General features: G+C 40.0%; 21 protein-coding genes. 11 read left to right on the plus strand and 10 right to left on the minus strand.

Annotation, left to right across the window (positions count from 1 at the left end):
- Positions 1 to 820: 820 nt before the first annotated feature.
- Together AA650_RS21680 and AA650_RS21685 are read right to left on the minus strand one after the other, a co-directional pair.
- Entirely contained in the window at positions 821 to 1,762 is a 942-nt protein-coding gene (locus AA650_RS21680; RefSeq protein WP_053540618.1) for a cell division protein FtsQ/DivIB, read from the minus strand.
- 45 nt (positions 1,763 to 1,807) lie between these two features.
- Complete coding sequence (locus tag AA650_RS21685; protein WP_053540619.1) at positions 1,808 to 2,170, minus strand: hypothetical protein; 363 nt, start codon at positions 2,168 to 2,170, stop codon at positions 1,808 to 1,810.
- 830 nt (positions 2,171 to 3,000) lie between these two features.
- On the opposite strand from AA650_RS21685, the gene AA650_RS21690 reads away from it, so the two are divergent.
- The 6 genes from AA650_RS21690 (at position 3,001) to psaI (ending at position 10,317) form a co-directional block, all read left to right on the plus strand.
- Positions 3,001 to 3,831 carry a photosystem II manganese-stabilizing polypeptide gene (locus AA650_RS21690; protein ID WP_039205072.1) on the plus strand — a complete coding sequence of 277 codons (831 nt, stop codon included), beginning with the start codon at positions 3,001 to 3,003 and terminating at the stop codon, positions 3,829 to 3,831.
- 1,235 nt (positions 3,832 to 5,066) lie between these two features.
- Positions 5,067 to 5,861: an RNA polymerase sigma factor SigF gene (locus tag AA650_RS21695; protein ID WP_039205070.1), complete on the plus strand. Its 795-nt coding sequence runs from the start codon at positions 5,067 to 5,069 to the stop codon at positions 5,859 to 5,861.
- A gap of 372 nt (positions 5,862 to 6,233) precedes the next feature.
- A complete protein-coding gene (locus tag AA650_RS21700; RefSeq protein WP_053540620.1) occupies positions 6,234 to 7,106 on the plus strand; it encodes a hypothetical protein in 873 nt (290 codons plus the stop codon).
- Positions 7,107 to 7,108: 2 nt separating this feature from the next.
- A complete protein-coding gene (locus tag AA650_RS21705; protein WP_053540621.1) occupies positions 7,109 to 7,357 on the plus strand; it encodes a hypothetical protein in 249 nt (82 codons plus the stop codon).
- 387 nt (positions 7,358 to 7,744) lie between these two features.
- Positions 7,745 to 10,078, plus strand: coding sequence for a hypothetical protein (locus AA650_RS21710; RefSeq protein WP_081424305.1), 2,334 nt, complete (start codon positions 7,745 to 7,747; stop codon positions 10,076 to 10,078).
- Positions 10,079 to 10,176: 98 nt separating this feature from the next.
- The gene (gene psaI / locus AA650_RS27100) at positions 10,177 to 10,317 is read left to right on the plus strand and encodes a photosystem I reaction center subunit VIII (RefSeq protein ID WP_071992853.1); all 141 of its coding nucleotides are present in this window, start codon (positions 10,177 to 10,179) and stop codon (positions 10,315 to 10,317) included.
- A 385-nt stretch (positions 10,318 to 10,702) separates the two neighbouring features.
- On the opposite strand, the gene AA650_RS27105 is transcribed toward psaI, so the two are convergent.
- From AA650_RS27105 to AA650_RS21725, 6 genes are all read right to left on the minus strand, one after another.
- Positions 10,703 to 10,822, minus strand: coding sequence for a photosystem II reaction center protein J (locus AA650_RS27105; protein ID WP_015081481.1), 120 nt, complete (start codon positions 10,820 to 10,822; stop codon positions 10,703 to 10,705).
- Between the two features lie 208 nt (positions 10,823 to 11,030).
- On the minus strand, positions 11,031 to 11,150 hold the full coding sequence (locus tag AA650_RS27110; protein WP_015081482.1) for a photosystem II reaction center protein L: 120 nt from the start codon (positions 11,148 to 11,150) through the stop codon (positions 11,031 to 11,033).
- 9 nt (positions 11,151 to 11,159) lie between these two features.
- On the minus strand, positions 11,160 to 11,297 hold the full coding sequence (psbF, locus tag AA650_RS27115) for a cytochrome b559 subunit beta (protein ID WP_010997987.1): 138 nt from the start codon (positions 11,295 to 11,297) through the stop codon (positions 11,160 to 11,162).
- A gap of 9 nt (positions 11,298 to 11,306) precedes the next feature.
- Complete coding sequence (gene psbE, locus AA650_RS21715) at positions 11,307 to 11,555, minus strand: cytochrome b559 subunit alpha (protein WP_027404718.1); 249 nt, start codon at positions 11,553 to 11,555, stop codon at positions 11,307 to 11,309.
- A 111-nt stretch (positions 11,556 to 11,666) separates the two neighbouring features.
- Positions 11,667 to 12,686, minus strand: coding sequence for a photosynthesis system II assembly factor Ycf48 (locus AA650_RS21720; protein WP_053540623.1), 1,020 nt, complete (start codon positions 12,684 to 12,686; stop codon positions 11,667 to 11,669).
- A 117-nt stretch (positions 12,687 to 12,803) separates the two neighbouring features.
- A complete protein-coding gene (locus AA650_RS21725) occupies positions 12,804 to 13,148 on the minus strand; it encodes a rubredoxin (RefSeq protein ID WP_027404720.1) in 345 nt (114 codons plus the stop codon).
- Between the two features lie 261 nt (positions 13,149 to 13,409).
- Here AA650_RS21725 and AA650_RS21730 point away from each other — a divergent pair, with 261 nt between their 5' ends.
- The 3 genes from AA650_RS21730 to AA650_RS21740 are packed head-to-tail and all read left to right on the plus strand — an operon-like array spanning position 13,410 to position 15,020.
- Positions 13,410 to 13,772 (plus strand): NAD(P)H-quinone oxidoreductase subunit 3, encoded by a 363-nt coding sequence (locus AA650_RS21730; RefSeq protein WP_027404721.1) that lies wholly within the window; start codon positions 13,410 to 13,412, stop codon positions 13,770 to 13,772.
- A complete protein-coding gene (locus tag AA650_RS21735; RefSeq protein WP_027404722.1) occupies positions 13,763 to 14,500 on the plus strand; it encodes an NADH dehydrogenase subunit K in 738 nt (245 codons plus the stop codon). The genes AA650_RS21730 and AA650_RS21735 overlap by 10 nt, the downstream gene beginning before the upstream one ends.
- Positions 14,493 to 15,020: an NAD(P)H-quinone oxidoreductase subunit J gene (locus AA650_RS21740; RefSeq protein WP_039205062.1), complete on the plus strand. Its 528-nt coding sequence runs from the start codon at positions 14,493 to 14,495 to the stop codon at positions 15,018 to 15,020. The genes AA650_RS21735 and AA650_RS21740 overlap by 8 nt, the downstream gene beginning before the upstream one ends.
- A gap of 518 nt (positions 15,021 to 15,538) precedes the next feature.
- Here the strand turns inward: AA650_RS21740 and dxs are convergent.
- Positions 15,539 to 17,446, minus strand: coding sequence for a 1-deoxy-D-xylulose-5-phosphate synthase (gene dxs, locus AA650_RS21745; RefSeq protein ID WP_039205061.1), 1,908 nt, complete (start codon positions 17,444 to 17,446; stop codon positions 15,539 to 15,541).
- 430 nt (positions 17,447 to 17,876) lie between these two features.
- On the minus strand, positions 17,877 to 18,224 hold the full coding sequence (locus AA650_RS21750) for a hypothetical protein (RefSeq protein ID WP_053540624.1): 348 nt from the start codon (positions 18,222 to 18,224) through the stop codon (positions 17,877 to 17,879).
- A 29-nt stretch (positions 18,225 to 18,253) separates the two neighbouring features.
- Between AA650_RS21750 and AA650_RS21755 the strand changes: the two genes are divergently transcribed.
- Both AA650_RS21755 and prmC read left to right on the plus strand, forming a co-directional pair.
- Positions 18,254 to 19,027, plus strand: a complete 774-nt coding sequence (locus tag AA650_RS21755) for a Tic22 family protein (protein WP_053540625.1) — start codon at positions 18,254 to 18,256, stop codon at positions 19,025 to 19,027.
- 22 nt (positions 19,028 to 19,049) lie between these two features.
- Positions 19,050 to 19,955 carry a peptide chain release factor N(5)-glutamine methyltransferase gene (gene prmC, locus AA650_RS21760; protein WP_053540626.1) on the plus strand — a complete coding sequence of 302 codons (906 nt, stop codon included), beginning with the start codon at positions 19,050 to 19,052 and terminating at the stop codon, positions 19,953 to 19,955.
- The last annotated feature ends 201 nt before the right edge of the window (positions 19,956 to 20,156 follow it).

Raw genomic sequence — 20,156 nt, forward strand, 5'->3', positions numbered from 1 at the left:
TATTCAGACTATTGCCGGCTAACCCTTTTACTTATGGATTGTTGATTAGCTTTACAGTTTATGATCTGGCAACTGCCAAGATAGTTAAGACATCAATTGATTATGAAACTCTGTTGATCACAGGATTTTACTCAGTGATTCCTAACTTATGTGACTCCTTCCATATCAACCCCTGATCTTGCTGACTCCCCCCTATTCTTAAAAAGTATAGTTCCAAAAAGTATAGACATTCATTGATCTCATCCTTTTTATCAGCAACAGATTAATTCAACAATAGCGTTAGCTAAACTTCTCCGTAGCCCCCACTATAACAAAACAACCCTATCTATGGATTTCAAGCTGTTGGAACTGCTTGACAGCAGGCACTTAACTGGCTATTAACTGTTTGACAAAGCTTAATGCTAGTACCGCCGGGCGTTCGTCAAAAGTCAAAAGTAATATTGAGCAAGCTTTTTGGCAATTGAGAATGGTTCATTCACTTAGGGAACACCAAAAAATAAATTACCCAATTTTGTGGGATGGGCATACTATGGCTAACGCCACGCTACGCTATCGACAAGCTCAGCACAAGTCCTGCCTGTCCTTGATGATTAGCAGGCTTTTCGTCCCGCACCACAAGAAATTTTTGGGTATTTTTTTAATTGGAAGTCCCTTAACCGACAGTGTACTAGTAATAATTTTTAATAACCTCCCCACGTTTTTTGATGAATGTTTTTTAGTTACTAACTTTACAACCTCTGGCATGATTTTGTAACTAATGGCTAAAGAATTCCATATCTATATGTGTAATATATACCTAATTTACAAAAATATGAAATTGTCAACGGATTGGTGTTTTGTTCAGTAAGTCTGATTTCTTGATAACTAAGCCTGATTTTTTTTGATTCATTTGTACTAATGGAATAGCAGGATTTTTGAGATCAATGTAATCTATATTACCAGGATTAACTTCATTTGGTAAACGGCGCATTTGGACAAGTGCTTGAATTTGTTCAGTTAATCTACTGCTAGGGCTACCTAAATGGACATTTCCTAATTGAGTTTTCAAAATTAAATTCGTAGGATCTTGAAAATTAATTTCTGTCACTTGGAGAGAACTGCTACTGATAGCTTCATAAAGTTGCCTCCAGAATGGCTGGTATTGGGCGATCGCCCCAATTACTATGAGTCGAGGTAATTTGGACTTGGGGCTAATGGAGATATAGCCTGATAAAGGCATCCATACGCCACTAGCATCCAACAAACCCAGTTCATTTTGTTTGTTAGCCGTACTGCTATTTTGTAAACAAGACTTAACCTCAGCAGACTTACCCGTGAAAGCCGGATTTAGCACACAACTAGTTACCGTTTGATCTTCAGTTATTTGAGCTATCGCCACTGGTATTCGTTCCTGGATTTCAATAATTAAACCAGGAGGTAATAAACGGCGGCTAACCGTAGCTTGGGCAATGTTCGGTTGTTTTCTTAAAGAATCAGCAATTAGGGCAGGTTGAACTCGCCACAAAGACTGAGGAGACGACAACCCCAACAATGAATAAATGTCCTTTTGCGTCAAAACTTGACCACCAGATTTAATCACTATTTGCCCCGAATCCTTTAACACCCACATCGGTTGGATTGCCCCCCAGAATAAAACCGCAGCAAATCCAGTTACAGCCAGCGTCCGCCAAATAGCCTGAAGAATTTTGAGTTGTCGCTGCCGACGTAATTTTTGGCGGCGTTGAGCTAAATTTGTCCGAGAAACTGATAATATCCCAGCCATGCAACCCTCTTATGAATATCAATCCAATCTACAAGATAAATTGAACTATTCTAACGAGTCATCAACTTTGAAAACATCATGAGTATATTTGGGAAGATCATCCTCATCACTAACTTCCTCCGACAAATTTACTAACAAAGCTTTTATTCGCATTCGCGCAATATAAGGCCAACCACCCTCAGACTCAATATCTCGAAGCAGCGAGTATAATCTTTGGCGATTAGTCGGCAAATTTTCCTGAAATACTCCATCCCGAATTTCTTTGTGCAACTTTTCTAAATGACGTAACAAAGATAATAATGCAATCACATCTCCTTCACAGTTCTGAGCTACATCTTTAACCGCACCGGAAATCGCCTGTAGCTGGTAGGACAAATCCCCAGATGCACAATTTTGATCATGGTTCATGGAACGGGTTACTCCATAAAACTAATACGATACTGGAAAAGTCCCTAAATTGATCAACAAAAAAGTCATACAGCAGAATTACTGGAGTTTCAGAGTCAGGAGTAGAACCGTCTTGGTGTCTGGCTTTACCTCATTAATCTGCTATTTGCTGTATATAGCGGTGAGTAAGTTGGCGTTAAAAATTATTGGTCGAACTCACGGACAAGAGAACAAATTTTGGGCAACTTTACTTTTCGTTACATATTACTCTTGTGAGAAGCCGCTCCGCGTCTACGGCTTTTTGCCGTTCACCTACTTAGAGACTTCCAAATAAAAAAATGTCCCAAAACTGATGCAAAAATTCTCTCTCTGTGTACTCTGTGCCTCTGTGGTTCGTTTCTTGGGATAATTTATTTCTTGGAAGTCTCTTATGCACTGAAATGAGAGACAAAAATTAGGTCAACAGCCAATCCAGCACTCCCGACTACTAAAAGAGCGCAGGGACTGCACCCCGAACTCCTAAATATATAACTTTCTAACTATTCTCAGGTAAGGAGAATCCTTGATGCTAAGGTAGAGAAGGCTTTTTCATGATTTGTGCTGTACAACAGCCAAATTTAACCGCTAGAGCGCTTTGATTTTGAGTTAAAAAAAATCGTATGATCTGGCTAATTTCCCTATCCAAACACTCTTGTTGTATGTCCTGAAAACACATACATCATCCAAAATGGATGTGGTTCGCTGCTTAGTCTATGGTTTAAATTCCCGACTCAGGAACGCAATGCGTCCAAGTACGGTTACTAAAGCAGTTTGACAACTTAAATATTAACTTTTTGAGATTGAGGTTAACCATGAGGTATCGCGCTTTAATTGTTGCTTTCTTGGCTCTATGCTTAGGGCTAATCACCGCTTGCAGTGATGAACCTTCCACTAGCGTCCGTGATGTACTCACTTACGAACAAATTCGTGGCACTGGCTTGGCTAACAAATGCCCCCAACTAGCAGAAACTAGTCGTGGTTCAATTGCTATTGATCCCAGCGTGAAATATAGCATCAAAGAACTTTGTTTAGAACCAACCAGTTTCTTTGTTAAGGAAGAACCTGCCAACAAACGTCAAAAAGCAGAATTTGTACCTGGTAAAATTATGACTAGATATACTTCTACCATTGACCAAGTACAAGGTCAGCTAACCAGTAATGCAGACAAGAGCTTAACCTTTAAGGAAGAAGATGGTCTGGACTTCCAAGCTATCACCGTTAAACTTCCTGGTGGTGAACTAGTACCCTTCTTATTTACCATCAAAAACTTAGTTGCACAAACACAACCTAATTTAACTAGCATCAATACGTCCACTGACTTTGAAGGAACTTTTAAAGTACCTTCCTATCGTGGCGCTGCTTTCTTAGACCCTAAAGGTCGTGGTGTGGTCAGTGGCTATGATAACGCTGTAGCTTTACCAGCCGGATCTGATAATGAAGAATTGACCCGTACTAATGTTAAACGTGCAGAAATTCTCCCAGGTAAAATTTCCTTACAAGTAGCCAAAGTAGACAATACTTCTGGTGAAATAGCTGGAACTTTTGAAAGTGAACAACCTTCTGATACAGATTTAGGTGCAGGTGAACCTAAAGAAGTGAAGATTCGTGGTTTGTTCTACGCACGTATTGAACCCCTTTCCTAAATATTGATACAACATCATAGGAGCGTATACTGTATAAATATTTTAGCAATTTAGTAACTTAATATACCTCCATGATGTTGAAAATGAATTCAGAAGTCACAAGAATTGATTTGTGATAATTACCCCAGCCAAGATGTACTCAGCTATTAATGTACATCTTGGTTTTTTTCTGGGAAAACTATGGCTTTTGACTATTTATGTAAATTCACTGACCTAAAATTTTATTTTATTTTTATGTTTTCAGGTTTGAGATAAACTTAACTATTTAATTACCAATACCTTGTCCATTTTCTGATTTGTTGGGTTAAGTGACAGCGCAACCCAACGCATTTGTTGGGTTTCATGCTAATTGCTCCGCGTTCACGCAGTGTCCCGCAGGGATACGTTCACGTTCCACAACACAACCTACAAATCAAGGCTTTTTCTAATTTGGACAAGGTATTGATTACGTAATATTATTTATTTAATCAAAAGAAGGTAAGTAGGTTGGCCTTGAAAATTGTCGTTATGGCAGGGCAAGAGGCAAGAGGCAAAAGGCAAGAGTAAAGAGGTTTTGGGCGATTTTACGTTTCTTTACACAGTTTGGTTTTATTGTGTTCACCTACTTAGCAGATAAACAAAAATAATCTCAGCATCAAGCTTGATCATCATCAACTATCTTTAATTCTCAAGATCTATAACCAAATCTTATAATTAATTAGTTAAATTAAGTACAATCCCGGTTTAATATTAAATGACTAATTGTATATTTTAAATCTATGATAATTATTTAATAAATTACGAAACATACTTAGGGTAGTTGAGTAAAAAACATTGTTACGATGTGTCCATTACTGATCGTAATTTTTAACGCATTTACGGCAATTTCGTAGAGGTAAAACTTGCACTTGACATATAAGTGGGAGTCAAGAGTTAAAAGTCTCTTGCTGTATAGCCTTTACTTGATGTTCTGGATCTCATTTCAGTACATACCCTGATACGTAACATAAGGTGGCTTCAATTCTGTATCTCTACATTTAGCCGAATATAAACCCCGTCTAAGTTGAAACCTATAGTTTTTCTATGGCGAAAACCCAAGTTTTCAAGATGGATGGAGTATAGTTCTTATTTTTACGGCAGTTTCTCCGAGAAAGCCGAATACGGGCAACGTTTCAAAAGAAAGAAAAAAAACTGCGATCGCAGCTAGTTTAAAAGCAACTATATACCCAATTTACTTGTTTAAAAATCAAACTGTTATGACTAATACAACTACAAACGAAACAAATAATAATGAACTCAAACATGAAATTTCACAGTTGTTGCGGGAGTATCAACAATCCCGTTCTGAAAGAGTCCGCAATCAGCTAGTACAACTCAATTTGGGATTAGTCAGAAAGGAAGCGCATTATTGGATTAATCAGTGCGATGGGAGCTATGAGGATCTTATTCAAGTAGGCTGTATAGGCTTAATTAAAGCAATTGAGAAATTTGAACTTACTAAGGGCAATGCTTTTAGTTCCTATGCGATGCCCTACATTCGGGGTGAAATTCAACACTATCTGCGAGATAAAGGTGTAACTGTAAGAATACCCAGACGGTGGTTAGCACTACAACAACAAGCTGTTGGGCTTTCTCGTTCTCTCCGTGAACAATATAATCGCCAACCTACTGATAGGGAATTAGCTGTGGCATTGCAAATTTCTCTGAGTGAATGGCAAGAAATTAAATTAGCATGGATTAATCGCGCCCCTTTAAGTTTGGATGTACCTATACAAGATGAGGAAGAAGGTTCTACTTCTTTGGGTGAGTTAGTTCCAGATACCAAATATCGCAGTTTTCAACTAGCTCAAGAAGACCAAATTCGTTTACAACAAGCTCTGATTAAGTTAGAAAAACGGACTCGTGAGGTTGTTGAGTGTGTGTTCTTGTACGATTTAACCCAAAAACAAGTAGCAGCACACTTAGACATTAGTGTTGTGACAGTTTCTCGCCAAGTTAAAAAAGGCTTAGACTTGTTGAAAAAAATTATGGTTGGTGCGACAGAAGATTAGTTATGGAATAGGATTACGAAATATCAAAATTTAGGTTATAAAGAGGACAGAATTAAGACTGTGGTCTAAAACAAGGGCTGATCAGCAACATTTTATTCCTGTCAAGGTACAGATTGCCGTTAGGCAGCTAGGTTTTTAGACAGGTTGATTACCGTTCCTGTTGTGAACAGCATAACACCATTAAGTACAAAGGCGATGAACCTTTACGTACTTTAACCAATCTTTACAAAAAAACTCTATGCGGTTAAAACCCCACGAGTCGCTTATATCTCAGGTCTAAAGACATGGTTCCTGAGCTTGTCGAAGGACTGAGTTTTACGCTTACCGGATGTCTCTATAAACAAACTTTCCTATAATTTTTAAGAACAGCTAATGAGTAAAAATTCCCATATTGCTGCCGCAGCTATTTTAACAACCTTGGTACTTACTGGATGTACTATAGGTGAACCACCAACAGCTACTAATCCTGCCGGTCCTCAATCAAATCCTGGTCTTCAAGTAACTACTCCGAAGCCGGCACAGCCACCATCTTTGACTCAACCTTTTAATAATCCTCTTGTATCTAGTAAACTACCCGTGAGTCCTGGTTCAGTTGACAGTTTGATTCAACCAACAAATGGTACGGAGCGTTTGTTGGTGGTACAGAAAGGAAGAACTGATCCTTTTGGGCAAATTGTAGAGTCAATAGGTGTGACAAAAACTAAGCTCCCTGGGGAGAAAATTGCTGTTCCTAAATTACCCCCTTTACCTACAGCAACTCAGCCGAAACCAATAAAAACAATAGCAACTAAACCAGCAATTTTGTTACCGAAGAAGCCATTACAGATCGCCCGAAAACCCTTGATCAGACCAGTTTTACCTACGGTTTTGGCTGGATCTGTACCGTCTCCTAAACTGAAGACGATATTACCACCAGCACCACAACCAGAAACGGCTAAAGGTGTGATTGTGACTGGTGTAATTTTAATTGGTAAAGTACCTCAAGCAATTGTACAAGTACCGGATGAGCCAACTAGTAGATATGTACAGCCAGGACAAAGACTGGTGAATGGGGTGTTGGTAAAACGGATTGAAATGGGCAAAGGTGCTAATCCGACTGTGATTTTGGAACAGTACGGTGTGGAAGTTGCTAAACAAGTAGGGGAACAACCAGTTAAAGTATCTAAACCAGCTACTACAGCTTCTGTGGGTAATCCTATTTCGATGGTGAAGCCGATGGGAAATCTTGTGGGGGCGGCTTCATAGTTATGAATTTACAAGAGCAAATAACATTTGCTGGTTTACCTTTGGCTGTATATCGGGAAGTGGCGGCGCATCTTCGTCAGGTAGTAGGTGTGGAAGTGGGACTAATTCCCCAAACATCTGTGGAGTTTGATTACAACCAAAGTCAAGTTTCTGGCTTATGGGTTTCATGGACACCAACTGCTGATGCGGAAAGTCGGGAAAAGTTTAAGCAGATAGTGGCTTATTATCAAAATCGCTATAAGTTGCTTTGAACATAAGATTTGATGATGTTAATCAACGCAAATTTAATAACCTGCAATTCTGATTTAATGTGGAATGGTGCGTTACGCTGTCGCTAACGCACCCTACTTTTTTACTTTTGCACTTTATTTAATTCACATTCCTAAGTTGCTGGTTAGCTAATAACTGGCAAGTAACAACTGATAAGTAGGTGAACACAATAAAACCAAACTGTGTAAAGAAACGTAAAATCACTGAAAACTTCTTTACTCTTGCCTCTTGCCTCTTGTCTTGCTATGACGACAATTTTCAACGCCAACCTACTTAACTTAGGTTAAGAGAAGATAGCTGGGTTAAACTGACAAGCAGGTTAATGCAAAATATTTATTGGCTGCTCTTCGGTTTAGGCGTTATTTATAATGGAAAACTGGCAATTTCTGATACAGAAACAGGGGGATCATACTTGGCGCACGTTGGAGTCGTCAAATTTGGAGATTTGGGCAGGTAATTACCGAGTTTTGGCTCGTTCTGGTCTAAATAATACGGATGTTGATGTGCGAGTTACCCATATATCTACTGACGAAGTTCCGCCGAAACGGAGACTTCTGAAGCGATCGCGCCGGACTAATAGTGAAGGGCTGATGGCTGTAATTCCTTTTACCCACTTTAAACCAGGGATTTGGGAATTACGCTGCTCTGGGGATATTATGTCAGATATGCTGGGTCAGTCCTGGCAACGTACCCTCATTATTCAGGTATCACCCCTAGAAACTAGCCCTACACTGCCTCCTCAACTGGTTGAGGAAGGTGATCTGGCTGTGGCGACTGATGCTGATACTGAAGTCAGTATTGTGATGAATCACGGTACTCCCGTCTGGTTTAAGGGGGAAACAACTGAGCAGATTTTACAAAACTTATTAGATTTAGCTTTACCTGAAGATGAACCCTTACTAGATGAGGAGACTATTGAAAATGCGCCGATTTTACCACCACCTCTACTACTGAATCTGAGTTTAGATCAAGATACTTATATTGTTCGTTGGGGGGACAATTTTACGATTCATGGTGATGTGGAAGTAAATGAAATAGAGAATCTGGAAGATGAAGGATTTTCTCTGGGGGGACTTTGCCAACTCCGGCTAGAAATTGCATTGCGATCGCCTTTAGAATCAAAAGTTATCAACCGGATTCAGCAGCCATTAACAAATCAAGTCTTACCTTTTGGTTTTAGCAGTTTGATTAATATTCCCCTCAACTGTGAATCTAAGTTACTTTTAGCAGATATTAATTTATATGGTGCATTAACTGATGTTGGTGAGATCATTCTTTTGGCTAATCATACCTTCACGATTACAGCCAATGTCACTGAATTACTAGCACGACAAACTTTCCCATCCCATTCCAGTTACGCTTTACCAGAAATAAATTCACCGATTAAGCCTAAGCCCTCTATCAAGATTCGATTAGAACTTTTTAATGTGGCTAAAACGCCAAATTTAGCCCAGTTTCACATTTTAAAGCCCTCTCCAAACCAACCTTTGCCACCCCAGATTAAACCTCTGGTATCCTTGAAAGTTTTTTCACCACAATTACCAAATTTACCTCAAAATCCCACACCTGAGATTACTACTAATTCGCCACCAAACTCTCTGGCAAAAACCCTGGCTATTCATCCAATTGATTTGAAAAAGTTGGTAATTAAACCAGTCCATACTACTTTACCTTACTTGAAACGGTTGCAGGTTAAGCGGACTCCAGGGGAAACAGTCACCGATCAGTTAGATGTTGCTGAGAAAGAATTAGCACCTCTGAAGAAGTCTCCACTTTTACCGACTGTAGGAACTTCATCAGTAAAAATATTGAAATCACCAATTGATGAGTCTATCCTGGAGGACACATCCTATGCGGAATTAATCGCGGGAATTGTGGCGGAGGGGAACTGCTTACAGCAGGAGTTTGCGATCGCAGATGAGGAATTGAATGTGGTTGATTCTCAGGAAAATTACTTAATTCCCCAGGATGAGGAATTGAATGTGGTTGATTCTCAGAAGGATTCCTCTCTCTTACAACAATGGGTGGACAGTCAAGGATACTTATTAATTGAAACTGTTTCTGAAGAATCCTTCGACAATGATGCTGATGAGGAAATAGCAACTCAGGTAGATTCTATTGCTGATAATCTTCTTTTAGAACTTAATGAACCGGAAATAGTCACTATCACCAGTCCAATCATAACCCAGCCGGGATGGTTGTCTCAAGAAATAGTTATAGATGATCTGGTGGTGGCAGAGGATGGTGATAGCTTGGGTGATGAAGCTATAGAGGATCATAATTATTCTCTTGTCTCGGAGGATAAAGCTACACCGGAGAAATCTGGCGTGATCATGGAGTCTTTACCAACTCCCCAATTGTCTTTACCAGAGGGTGAACTTGTTGCTGGTACATCTGTAATGGTGCGTGTAAAAATACCCGAAGCTTCATCTGAGGTAGCTGTTAAGTTATGGGTGGAAGATTACCAAACGCGGAGTCTCCTGGATGGACCACATATTCTATCAGATTTACGTTCTAATGCTTGGGGAGAAGAAGAAACGGCAATTTACCTTAAAGTTCCTTTTGGCTGCTTAGAAATTCGCTTATCGGCGATCGCTCTTGATCAGACTACTCAGCAAGAAAGTGACAAATTCACGATTATTAAAACAGTAATTCCCCCTAATTTACCAACCATAGAACTGGATGAAATGTTGGGAATGTAAAAAGCTGTGTTAAAAATCTTGATAATTTGGCAAATTAGGGATGGTTTTGCAGTAAGCTCAATTTGAATTGTAGTAAGACTTTACAGGACTTTAATTCTATGTCAAGTTCATTTTTGCCTACTATTTTGGCTTATTCCTCCTTTTTACCCTCTATCCTCGTTCCCCTAACTGGCTTGGTTTTACCAGCAGTTATTTTCGCATTTTTGTTTTCATACATTGAAAGCGAAGATATTGCTTAATTAGAGTATGGGTAATTGGTTAACGTGAGTTCGACACGGAGAGGGGTTGGGGTGAGGTTCAATGACTCCTACCTCGTCACGCTACGCTATCGAATTCACGTTTGGTTACTTGATTTTTTCGCCAATTACTTGTTTACAAACAAAACCGCCTAAATCATTGATTTAGGCGGTTTTTATAGCGATTTTTGCAGAATAAGTTCAGAAATGATAATCAAGCAAAAATCCAGTTTTTTGTATTTTTAATTGCTATCTTCTTCCAGAATAGTAGTGACCAGGTAGGTGAGGACAGAGATTGGTTAAAAAAGTCATAACACAAAAGACTTTCAAACTGCCTATTACCTGTTACCTGTTCCCTATTCCCTATTCTCTGTTCCCTGCTATGGGATTACATTGAAGAACCAATTCCTGAGTAAGATCCATAAAAGAAAATACCTACAACAGTTATTACACCTAATCCTGCGATCGTAGCGACGACCCACAGAGGAATTCTTCCACTTCCAGACACAGTTTTTTCCTCACTTACAAAAATTGTCAGTTGTCAGTTGTCAGTCGTCAGTTGTCAGTCGTCAGTCGTCAGTTGTCAGTCGTCAGTTGTCGGTTGTCAGTTGTCAGTTGTCAGTTGAGAATATTCTTTCTGTAACTTGTTACCTATTACCTATTACCTATTACTTGTTACCTATTACCTAACTAGCAACTGACATCAAAAAGTCCAGTTAGTTAAAGAAGTAACTGGAAAATAGAATTCCCAGAACGAAGACTAATAGTAGTCCGAGATAGAGAGAGGTACGGTTTAATTCAACCGGTTGTTGATTGGGATTAGGCGTTCTTTCCATGATTAACTCCTAGCGTTGGATAAACTGCATTGAGGCGATCGCGCCCAAAAAGAATACAGTAGGGACAGCTAAGGTATGCACAGCGATCCATCTGACTGTAAAAATGGGATAGGTAACTGGTTGATTGATGTTATTACCGCTAGTCATGATCTCAAATTACTTTCCAATAAATGTTTCTACTTGTTTTTTTGCGTCAAAACGATCACTTACAATTGGCACTTCTTGACGGACTTGAGTAAAATACTCATTAGGACGAGGTGTACCAAATACATCATAAGCCAGACCAGTGCTGACAAATAACCAACCAGCAACAAACAATGCGGGAATGGTGATGCTGTGAATTACCCAGTAACGAATACTGGTAACAATGTCAGCAAACGGACGTTCTCCAGTGGTACCTGCCATTTATTTCACTCCCTTATCAAAAACTATTATTGAGTTTATTATCCTACAAAGTTTAGACAGAGTTACAACTTACAACTTTCTTCTGGCGAATACATCCATAGTTGGGTGTAATTAAGCCGCTGGGGCTGTTGTTGCCTCTGGTTTGGGGTTATATTTGAGTAAAACACCGCGATCGCCAATGATAAAGCCTTGATCAGGGCTAAAAAATACAATTTTGTAAAGATTAGCTGCAACTGTTTCTACATCACGGTCTTTTTCCCAAGTTTTACCACCATCAGTGCTGCGGAGTAAATTACCGCTACCACCACCGACCCAAATTTCCTCAGGTGTCCGATAAGCTAAATCCAGTAAACCCCAACTCGTGGATAACTCTGGATATTCTCCCTCTAACCACTCTTCAGGTTTTGTCGGATCACTAAACTGGACCTGACCACCCCGTGCTAACAACCACATTTGTCCATCGTTAGTAAAACCCATATTTTCCAAACGACGGGAACTATTGCGGTTATGGGGTTGCCAAGCATTTTGACCAGGTTCCCAAGTGGAGTAAAAACTCCCTTTCGCAGAAACAGCGATATACTTACCATCGGGCGATCGCTCTAGGTTTCTCACCACACCAACTGCGGCTTCCAAATTAGCTTTCCAGTTTTGACCACCATCTGTAGTTTGGTAAATAGCCCCCACATCAGTAGCCATTTCTGCTGTATTTTCGCCTATTGCCGTCACAGCAATCGGATTACCCGGTAACTTTTCGCTTAAAGAAATCCGTGACCAAGACTTACCCTCATCAGTAGTGTGGAGTAGCAGAGAAGGTTCTCCGGCAATCCAACCTTCCTGACCAGAGAAACTAACCGAGTTAAAACGATATCGAGGATCATCCAACTCTAATTTTAGCGGTTGCCAATTCTCACCACCATCATTAGTTTCTAAGAGAGTGGCATTACCGCCCACCAAGTAACCATGTTGAGAGTTACCAGTAAAGCCAATATCTAGCAACTTCGCATCTGTGGGAACATTAATCACTTGCCAGGGATTGTAGCTAATAGAAGGAACACTACTACACCCAATACAAGCCATAACTACTATTAATGCGGCAACAAACTTTTGCCACTTTTTTACAATTGAGTGCATCAGTATTACTGAGGTTTTCCTAAATTTGGTAGATTTTTGTCGAATTCCCTGCAAAGAGAAGTTCTTCCTGTTCCCTGTTCCCCGTTCCCTGTTGCTCGTAAATAAAGATAGCTGTTTTTACTGTAGTCCGTAAAGGCTAATGAAAAACAAGAATCCCAGAGCCAAAGCCCCAAAAATCAAAATGTTCTTTTGAGTTGGTGTCAGTTTATTACCACCTAAACCGTAACCCAAATTCTCCTTGAAACCAGAGGCAGTACCCGCCGGTCCAATATTCGCAAAAGCAGTTTTCTTGGCTATACAAACTGGACAACGCCAATTTGTCGGTAGTTCTGCAAAAAGTGTTCCTGGGGGAACATCACTTTTATCGTCTCCCTTCTCAGGTTCATAAACATAGCCGCAAGAGCGACACTCATAGCGGTCTAACACTGGAGTTTCCATAGCTTGTTCAGCTTGTTCACTCATGGCTTTTAGTCTCGCTTCAGGGGAATTATTAAATATACGTTACAAATTATGACATAATTGTTGAACTTTTCTATCACTAATCAAAAGGATTCAAATACAAGGATCTACTCTGTTGCCCAGATTTCAGAAAACCCTAAAAGATATAATGTAAAAGAACATTATCCATATATTTCACTGAACACTTGTCAGTTGCCACCTATCAAGCCATAAAACTGATAACTGATAGCTTATTCCTTACACCATTAGCGGTAGAAAAACATTGTGTTTGTTCTTAGCGGTTACGAGTACCTTCTAGGCTTTTTCATCCTGTGTAGCCTAGTACCAGTCCTAGCACTGTCAGCCTCAAAAATTCTTAGACCCAGTGGGAACAGTCTAGAAAGACGCACTACCTACGAATGCGGACTAGAACCTACTGGCGGAGCTTGGATTCAGTTCAACATTCGCTACTATATGTTTGCTCTAGTCTTCGTTGTTTTTGACGTAGAAACAGTATTTTTGTATCCCTGGGCAGTTGCATTTAACCGTTTGGGTTTATTGGCATTTATCGAAGCCCTAGTCTTTATTTCGATTCTTATCATCGCCTTAGTTTACGCATGGCGGAAAGGAGCTTTGGAATGGTCTTAAATTCTCATATCATCACCCAGGACACAGAACAAATCATCAACCCCATTCAACGTCCTACAGTCACCCATGAACTGTCAGAAAACGTGATTTTAACCACCGTTGATGACCTTTACAACTGGGCGCGGCTTTCTAGTTTGTGGCCTTTACTGTTTGGTACAGCTTGTTGCTTCATTGAATTTGCGGCATTAATCGGCTCTCGCTTCGACTTTGACCGTTTTGGGTTAATTCCCCGTTGCAGCCCCCGACAAGCCGATTTAATCATCACTGCCGGGACAATTACCATGAAGATGGCTCCCCAATTGGTGCGTCTTTATGAACAAATGCCCGAACCCAAGTATGTGATTGCTATGGGTGCTTGTACAATCACTGGGGGAATGTTTAGCGTTGACTCCCCGACAGCAGTGCGCGGAGTTGATAAGCTAATTCCTGTAGATGTGTATTTGCCTGGCTGTCCGCCCCGTCCAGAAGCGATTATTGACGCAATTATTAAACTGCGGAAGAAAATTGCCAATGAGTCCATGCAGGAACGGGATAACATCAAGCAAGTCCACCGTTACTACAGTACAACTCATAATATGAAGCCAGTTCCCGACATATTAACGGGTAAGTATATGCAGTCAGATACTCGCTTCAATCCGCCTAAAGAACTAACAGAAGCAATTGGTATGGCTGTACCCCCAGGATTGTTGACAGCAAAGACACAGAAGGAGGAACAAGCACGTGGCTGAAGAAGAATCGAAACCAGTTCCCGTAGCGGAATCAGCTTTAGTTCAACCCGGTAAAGTTTCCCAATGGTTAGCGGAAAATGGCTTTTTCCATGAGTTTTTAGAACTTGACGCTAACGGAGTAGAAATAATTAAAGTCCCTGCAAATTTTCTACTTCCCATCTCTACAGCTTTGTATGCCTATGGGTTTAATTATCTGCAATTTCAGGGCGGTATTGACTTAGGTGCAGGAGAAGAATTGGTAAGTGTTTATCATTTACTCAAAGTTAGTGATAATGCTGACCGTCCTGAAGAAATCAGGGTGAAAGTGTTTTTACCTAGAGAAAATCCCTCTGTACCTTCAGTTTACTGGATTTGGAAAACAGCAGACTGGCAAGAACGGGAAAGCTATGATATGTATGGCATCATTTATGAAGGTCATCCTAACTTGAAACGGATTTTGATGCCAGAAGATTGGGTAGGTTGGCCCTTACGAAAGGATTACATCTCACCTGATTTTTACGAGTTACAAAACGCTTATTAAGTATTGCTGGAATTGAATTTTCAGTAGTAACAATTAACCCCTTTCCAGTCGTGGAGAGGGGTTTGAATTATCAGCATTTATTTATGTAGGGTTTGCTGATAGCGTAGCGTGGCGTTAGCCATATAAGTAGGTTGACGTTGAAAATTGTCGTTATAGCAAGGCAAGAGGCAAGAGGCAAGAGGCAATAGTAAAGAAGTTTTCAGCGATTTTACGTTTCTTTACACAGTTTGGTTTTATTGTGTTCACCTACTTAAAGCTAAAACCGTTTATTAATAAAGTTCCCTGTTCCCGAATCAGGATACCCAAGGTAAAAGGATAAACAGGATAAGGAAATACATATAAAATAATTGGCGTTGTTGAATTGAGGTATAAAAATCAAAAATTCCATTTCTCAAACTCTTACTCTTTGCGCCTTTGCGCCTTTGCGTGAGACGAATTTATACTTTTATCCACCAACGCCAAATAATTAAATCCTGAAAATCCTCAAATCCTGAAAATCCTGATTCAGACAATAAAAACTATTTCACACCAGCTAATTCCTTCTTAAAAAAAGCTTGTAAAACAGTTTCCGCAATTTGAGAACTACTCAAACCTAATGCTGCAAAAGATTGATCCGGCGTAGCATGATCTACCAAAATATCAGGGACACCAATCCGCTTCACAGGGACAACAATATCAGCATCAAGTAAAGCCTCAGCCACAGCAGAACCAAAGCCACCCATTAAACAACCTTCCTCCAAAGTCACAACCCGACCAATTTGTTTAGCCAAAGGTAAAATCAACTCAGTATCCAAAGGCTTAACAAAACGAGCATTAATTACAGTTGCTTCAATACCATGTTCGCTGAGAATTTCCGCCGCTTGCATTGCTGGGTAAACCATCGTACCATAGCCGACAATCAACACATCATCACCTTGGCGGAGAATTTCCCCCTTCCCGATTTCTAAAGCTTCCCAGCCTTCCTCCATTAAGGGGACACCGTGACCATTGCCACGAGGGAAACGCATAGCAATAGGTCCATCTGTGTAATTAATCCCAGTTACAACCATCCGTTGTAATTCCGCCTCATCCTTGGGAGCCATGACCACAATATTCGGAATACAACGCAGATAAGCAATATCATACATCCCTTGGTGAGTCGGACCATCAGCCCCAACAATCCCCGCCCGATCTAAACAGAAGAATACAGGTAGATTTTGAATGCAAACATCGTGAATAATTTGGTCAAAGGCACGTTGTAAGAAAGTGGAATAAATAGCAGCGACAGGACGCATACCTTCACAGGCTAAACCAGCCGCCAAAGTAATGGCGTGTTGTTCAGCAATACCCACATCAATATACTGATTAGGCAACTTAGCTTGTAGTTTATCTAAGCCTGTACCAGTAGCCATTGCGGCTGTGATACCGACAATTTTAGGATTTTGTTCCGCCAGTGTTACTAAAGTATGAGAAAAGACCTTAGCGTAAGCAGGAGGTTTAGGTTTACTAGAAGGAATCGCTTTACCAGTAGCTAAATTAAAGGGAGTTTGAGCGTGGTAGCCGACTTGATCTTTTTCTGCTAGTTCATAGCCTTTACCCTTAGTTGTGACTACATGAACCAAAACTGGGCCAGTAATTTGATGTGCCTGTTGGAATGTGGCAATTAATTCTTCTAAATTATGTCCATCAACTGGACCCATGTAGGTAAAGCCCAATTCTTCAAAAACTGCGCCGACTTTAGGAACTGCTAACCGCTTCATTCCTTCTTTGATGCGTTCCAGTTCTGGAGAGATAGATTCACCAACAAAAGGAAGATGTTTTAACTGTTCCTCAATTCCATCTGAGAGAAACTGCACAGGTGGACTCAACCGCATTTTATTGAGATAACGAGGAATCGCCCCCACATTGGGAGAAATTGACATCTCATTATCATTGAGAACCACCAGCAGATTAGTTTTGGGGAGGTGTCCAGCGTGGTTAATAGCTTCTAAAGCCATACCCCCGGTTAAAGCACCATCACCAATGACAGCAACGGTTTTAAATTTCTCCCCTTTTAAGTCGCGGGCTAAAGCCATCCCTAAAGCAGCGGAAATACTGGTAGAAGCGTGTCCTGCGCCAAAATGATCAAATTTGTTCTCGCAGCGTTTGAGATAACCTGCAACGCCATCTTTTTGACGGAGAGTATCGAAATTACTGTAGCGTCCGGTAATTAATTTGTGGGGATAAGCTTGATGTCCCACATCCCATGTGACTTTATCCCGATCTAAATCTAGGGTTTGGTAAAGTCCTAGTGTTAATTCGACAACGCCCAAACCAGGACCCAAATGCCCTCCAAAGGCTGCTACGGTTTGTAAGTGCTTCTCACGAATTTGACGGGCAATTTGTTGCAACTGCCGAATTGACAAACCATGCAACTGGTTAGGATGGGTAATTTCACTCAAGTGCATATTATCGGCTTTTCCTCTCTAGGTCTTCTTTTGGCATGATTTTATTTTCCCACTTCCGGTGGCTTCTAAAATCTGACTGTTGTTAATTGTTGTTGTTTAACTATAACTTTTGTACGTTTTTAAGATTCATAGATAAATTTTTGCTTCATTCTTGGATGAGAATAGTATCAATGTTAAATCTTGATTTTAAGCGTATGATGATCTGGCAACTGGCATAAATTATAACCTCCCAAAATCGCCAAACACCTGATCAACAGCTTTTTGGTGGTTTTTGGAACGTTAGATGTAATCAGAGCGTCATTAAACAGAGATGGAATGGCAAAACATCAGGATCTTCTTTCTTCCTAGAGAAGACATATAATAGGGTTTTCAGGCTTTTGGGTGGGATAATGGAAATGAATAGCCAAGCAAAAATAAAAATAAAATAACTTTAATGTGTATATTCAGTTTCTAGAGGTGATAATATCATCACCACCAAAAGGTTTGACAAAATCCTATTTTGAGAATTGATAGTTGATACCAAATAGCTACCATAAGTTTTTTGTAAAATAAATGGTCTGCTATATAAGAGAACTCCACAAAAAAGATGAACTGCTTGCAGCAGTGCTAGTTCCCTCCGGGACGCTCCGCGAACGCTATCCAATCTTGTGGGATGTGGGATGGGCATCTTGCCCGTCCTTGTATTATTAGCGGGCAAGATGCCCGCACCACAAGAAATTTTGGGATATTTTTTTAATTGGAAGTCTCTAAATCTGACAATTCGTGTAATTGCTGGCATTAATGAAATTATTGAAGTGAGGAGTGAGCATGAAATTATTAGTACGTTGGGGCTTGACATTGGGTTTGGCTAGTAGTGTGATATTTGGGGGAATATTGGGAATCAATAATCTCCAAGCCTTAGCTTTACCACAGGAGCAAGTGGTAAAAACTTTACAAGAAGTACCCGTTTTTACACTAACTAATGCCCAAGGAGAATTTGTAGTTATCTCTAGGAAAAATCAATCCAAGACTATTTCCCAGGTAGGCTTTTTTCTGAGCAAGAAAGATGCTCAGATTTTTCTAGAACAGCGACTAAAAAAAGAAAATCCTCAGTTAGCAAGCACTATCAAAATCACACCTCTTTCTTTAGCAGAATACTATAAATTGGTTGTAGAAAATAATAAGAAGAAAGACTCTAATATAGTTTTTAGCTTAGTCCCTAGTAAACAACAAGTGGATCAAGCAATAACTATGCTGAATACCAGCGGTAAAACAGACAAAAAATTTGATGGTATTCCTTTGTTTGTGCCAAAATTTAAGCAAGACAATAGCTATTTAACAATTCCCAAAGGACAAGCAGGAAAGGAGCGATTAATTCCTTTCTATTTTGAAAAAGAACAAGCAGTGGCTCTTTTAGAAGCATTTAAAAAGGCTAAACCACAGGAAGCAGCTAATACAGAAATTCAGGTATTAGATTTGTATAGAGTCATTGATACACTCAGTAGTAGTAATGATCCCAGCACTAATAAAATTTTCTTGTTTCCTTCACGGGAGTCAATAGAATTTATTCGTTCTATAGTTCCCGCGCAACCCAAGAAATAGAAAATTATTTTTACCTCCTGATATGTTAAAGCCAAATTATAAGGTTTCTGGATTAGAACTTTGGCAGTGGCGAAAAACCGCAATTCAATCGGCTATAGCTGCGGATATATCCCCAATGGAGGTAGATTGGCTATTATTAACAATAGCTAATTTAGACCGCTTGGCACTGCGTTTAGAGTCTTTCAAAACATGGCAGGAAATCCCCATTCAATTGTCTTTAACAGAATTAGAGCAATTGTGGCAAAGGCGATTAGATGACCGTTTACCGGTTCAGTATGTTGCGGGCATGACGGCTTGGCGAAAGTTTCAACTCACGGTATCCAATGCGGTCTTAATTCCTAGACCAGAAACAGAGATATTGATTGATTTGGCTGTGGCTGCTGCTAATGGTGGAATGAAAGCTGGACATTGGGCGGATTTGGGGACGGGTAGTGGGGCGATATCCATCGGTTTAGCTGAAGTCTTTACAGATGCGATGATTCATGCTGTAGATATTAGTCCTGCTGCTTTAGCCGTAGCTCAAACCAATGCTGAAAATTTGGGTTTTCGGGAACGGATGCAATTTTATCAGGGTTCTTGGTGGCAACCTCTAGAATCTCTCAAGGGTCAGTTTAGCGGTATGGTATCCAATCCACCCTATATCCCTAGTGATACGGTCTTAACTTTACAGCCGGAAGTGGTGAAACATGAACCCCATTTAGCTTTAGATGGTGGTGCGGATGGTTTAGACTATATTCGTCATTTAATTAATGTTTCCCATGATTATTTGCGTCCTGGAGGGCTGTGGTTAATTGAAATGATGGCAGGACAGGCGGAAATGATGCGGGAATTATTGGTAAGTAATGGGAATTATGGCAATATTTCTATTCATGCTGATTTGGCGGGAATTGAACGTTTTGCTGTGGCTTGTAAGCAAAATATTGTCTGAATCAGGATTTTCAGGATTTCGGGATTTTCAGGATTGTTGTTGGAGATTTTTGGGAATGGGAAGGATTTTGATGTGAATATTTAATAACAATATTGTCTGAATCAGGATTTTCAGGATTGTTGTTGGAGATTTTTGGGAATGGGAAGGATTTTGATTTGAATAGTCAGCAATTAACAAAAATATTGTCTAAAATTACTATTT

Origin of the sequence: Anabaena sp. WA102, from assembly GCF_001277295.1 — a bacterium.
Classification (GTDB): Bacteria; Cyanobacteriota; Cyanobacteriia; order Cyanobacteriales; family Nostocaceae; genus Dolichospermum; species Dolichospermum heterosporum.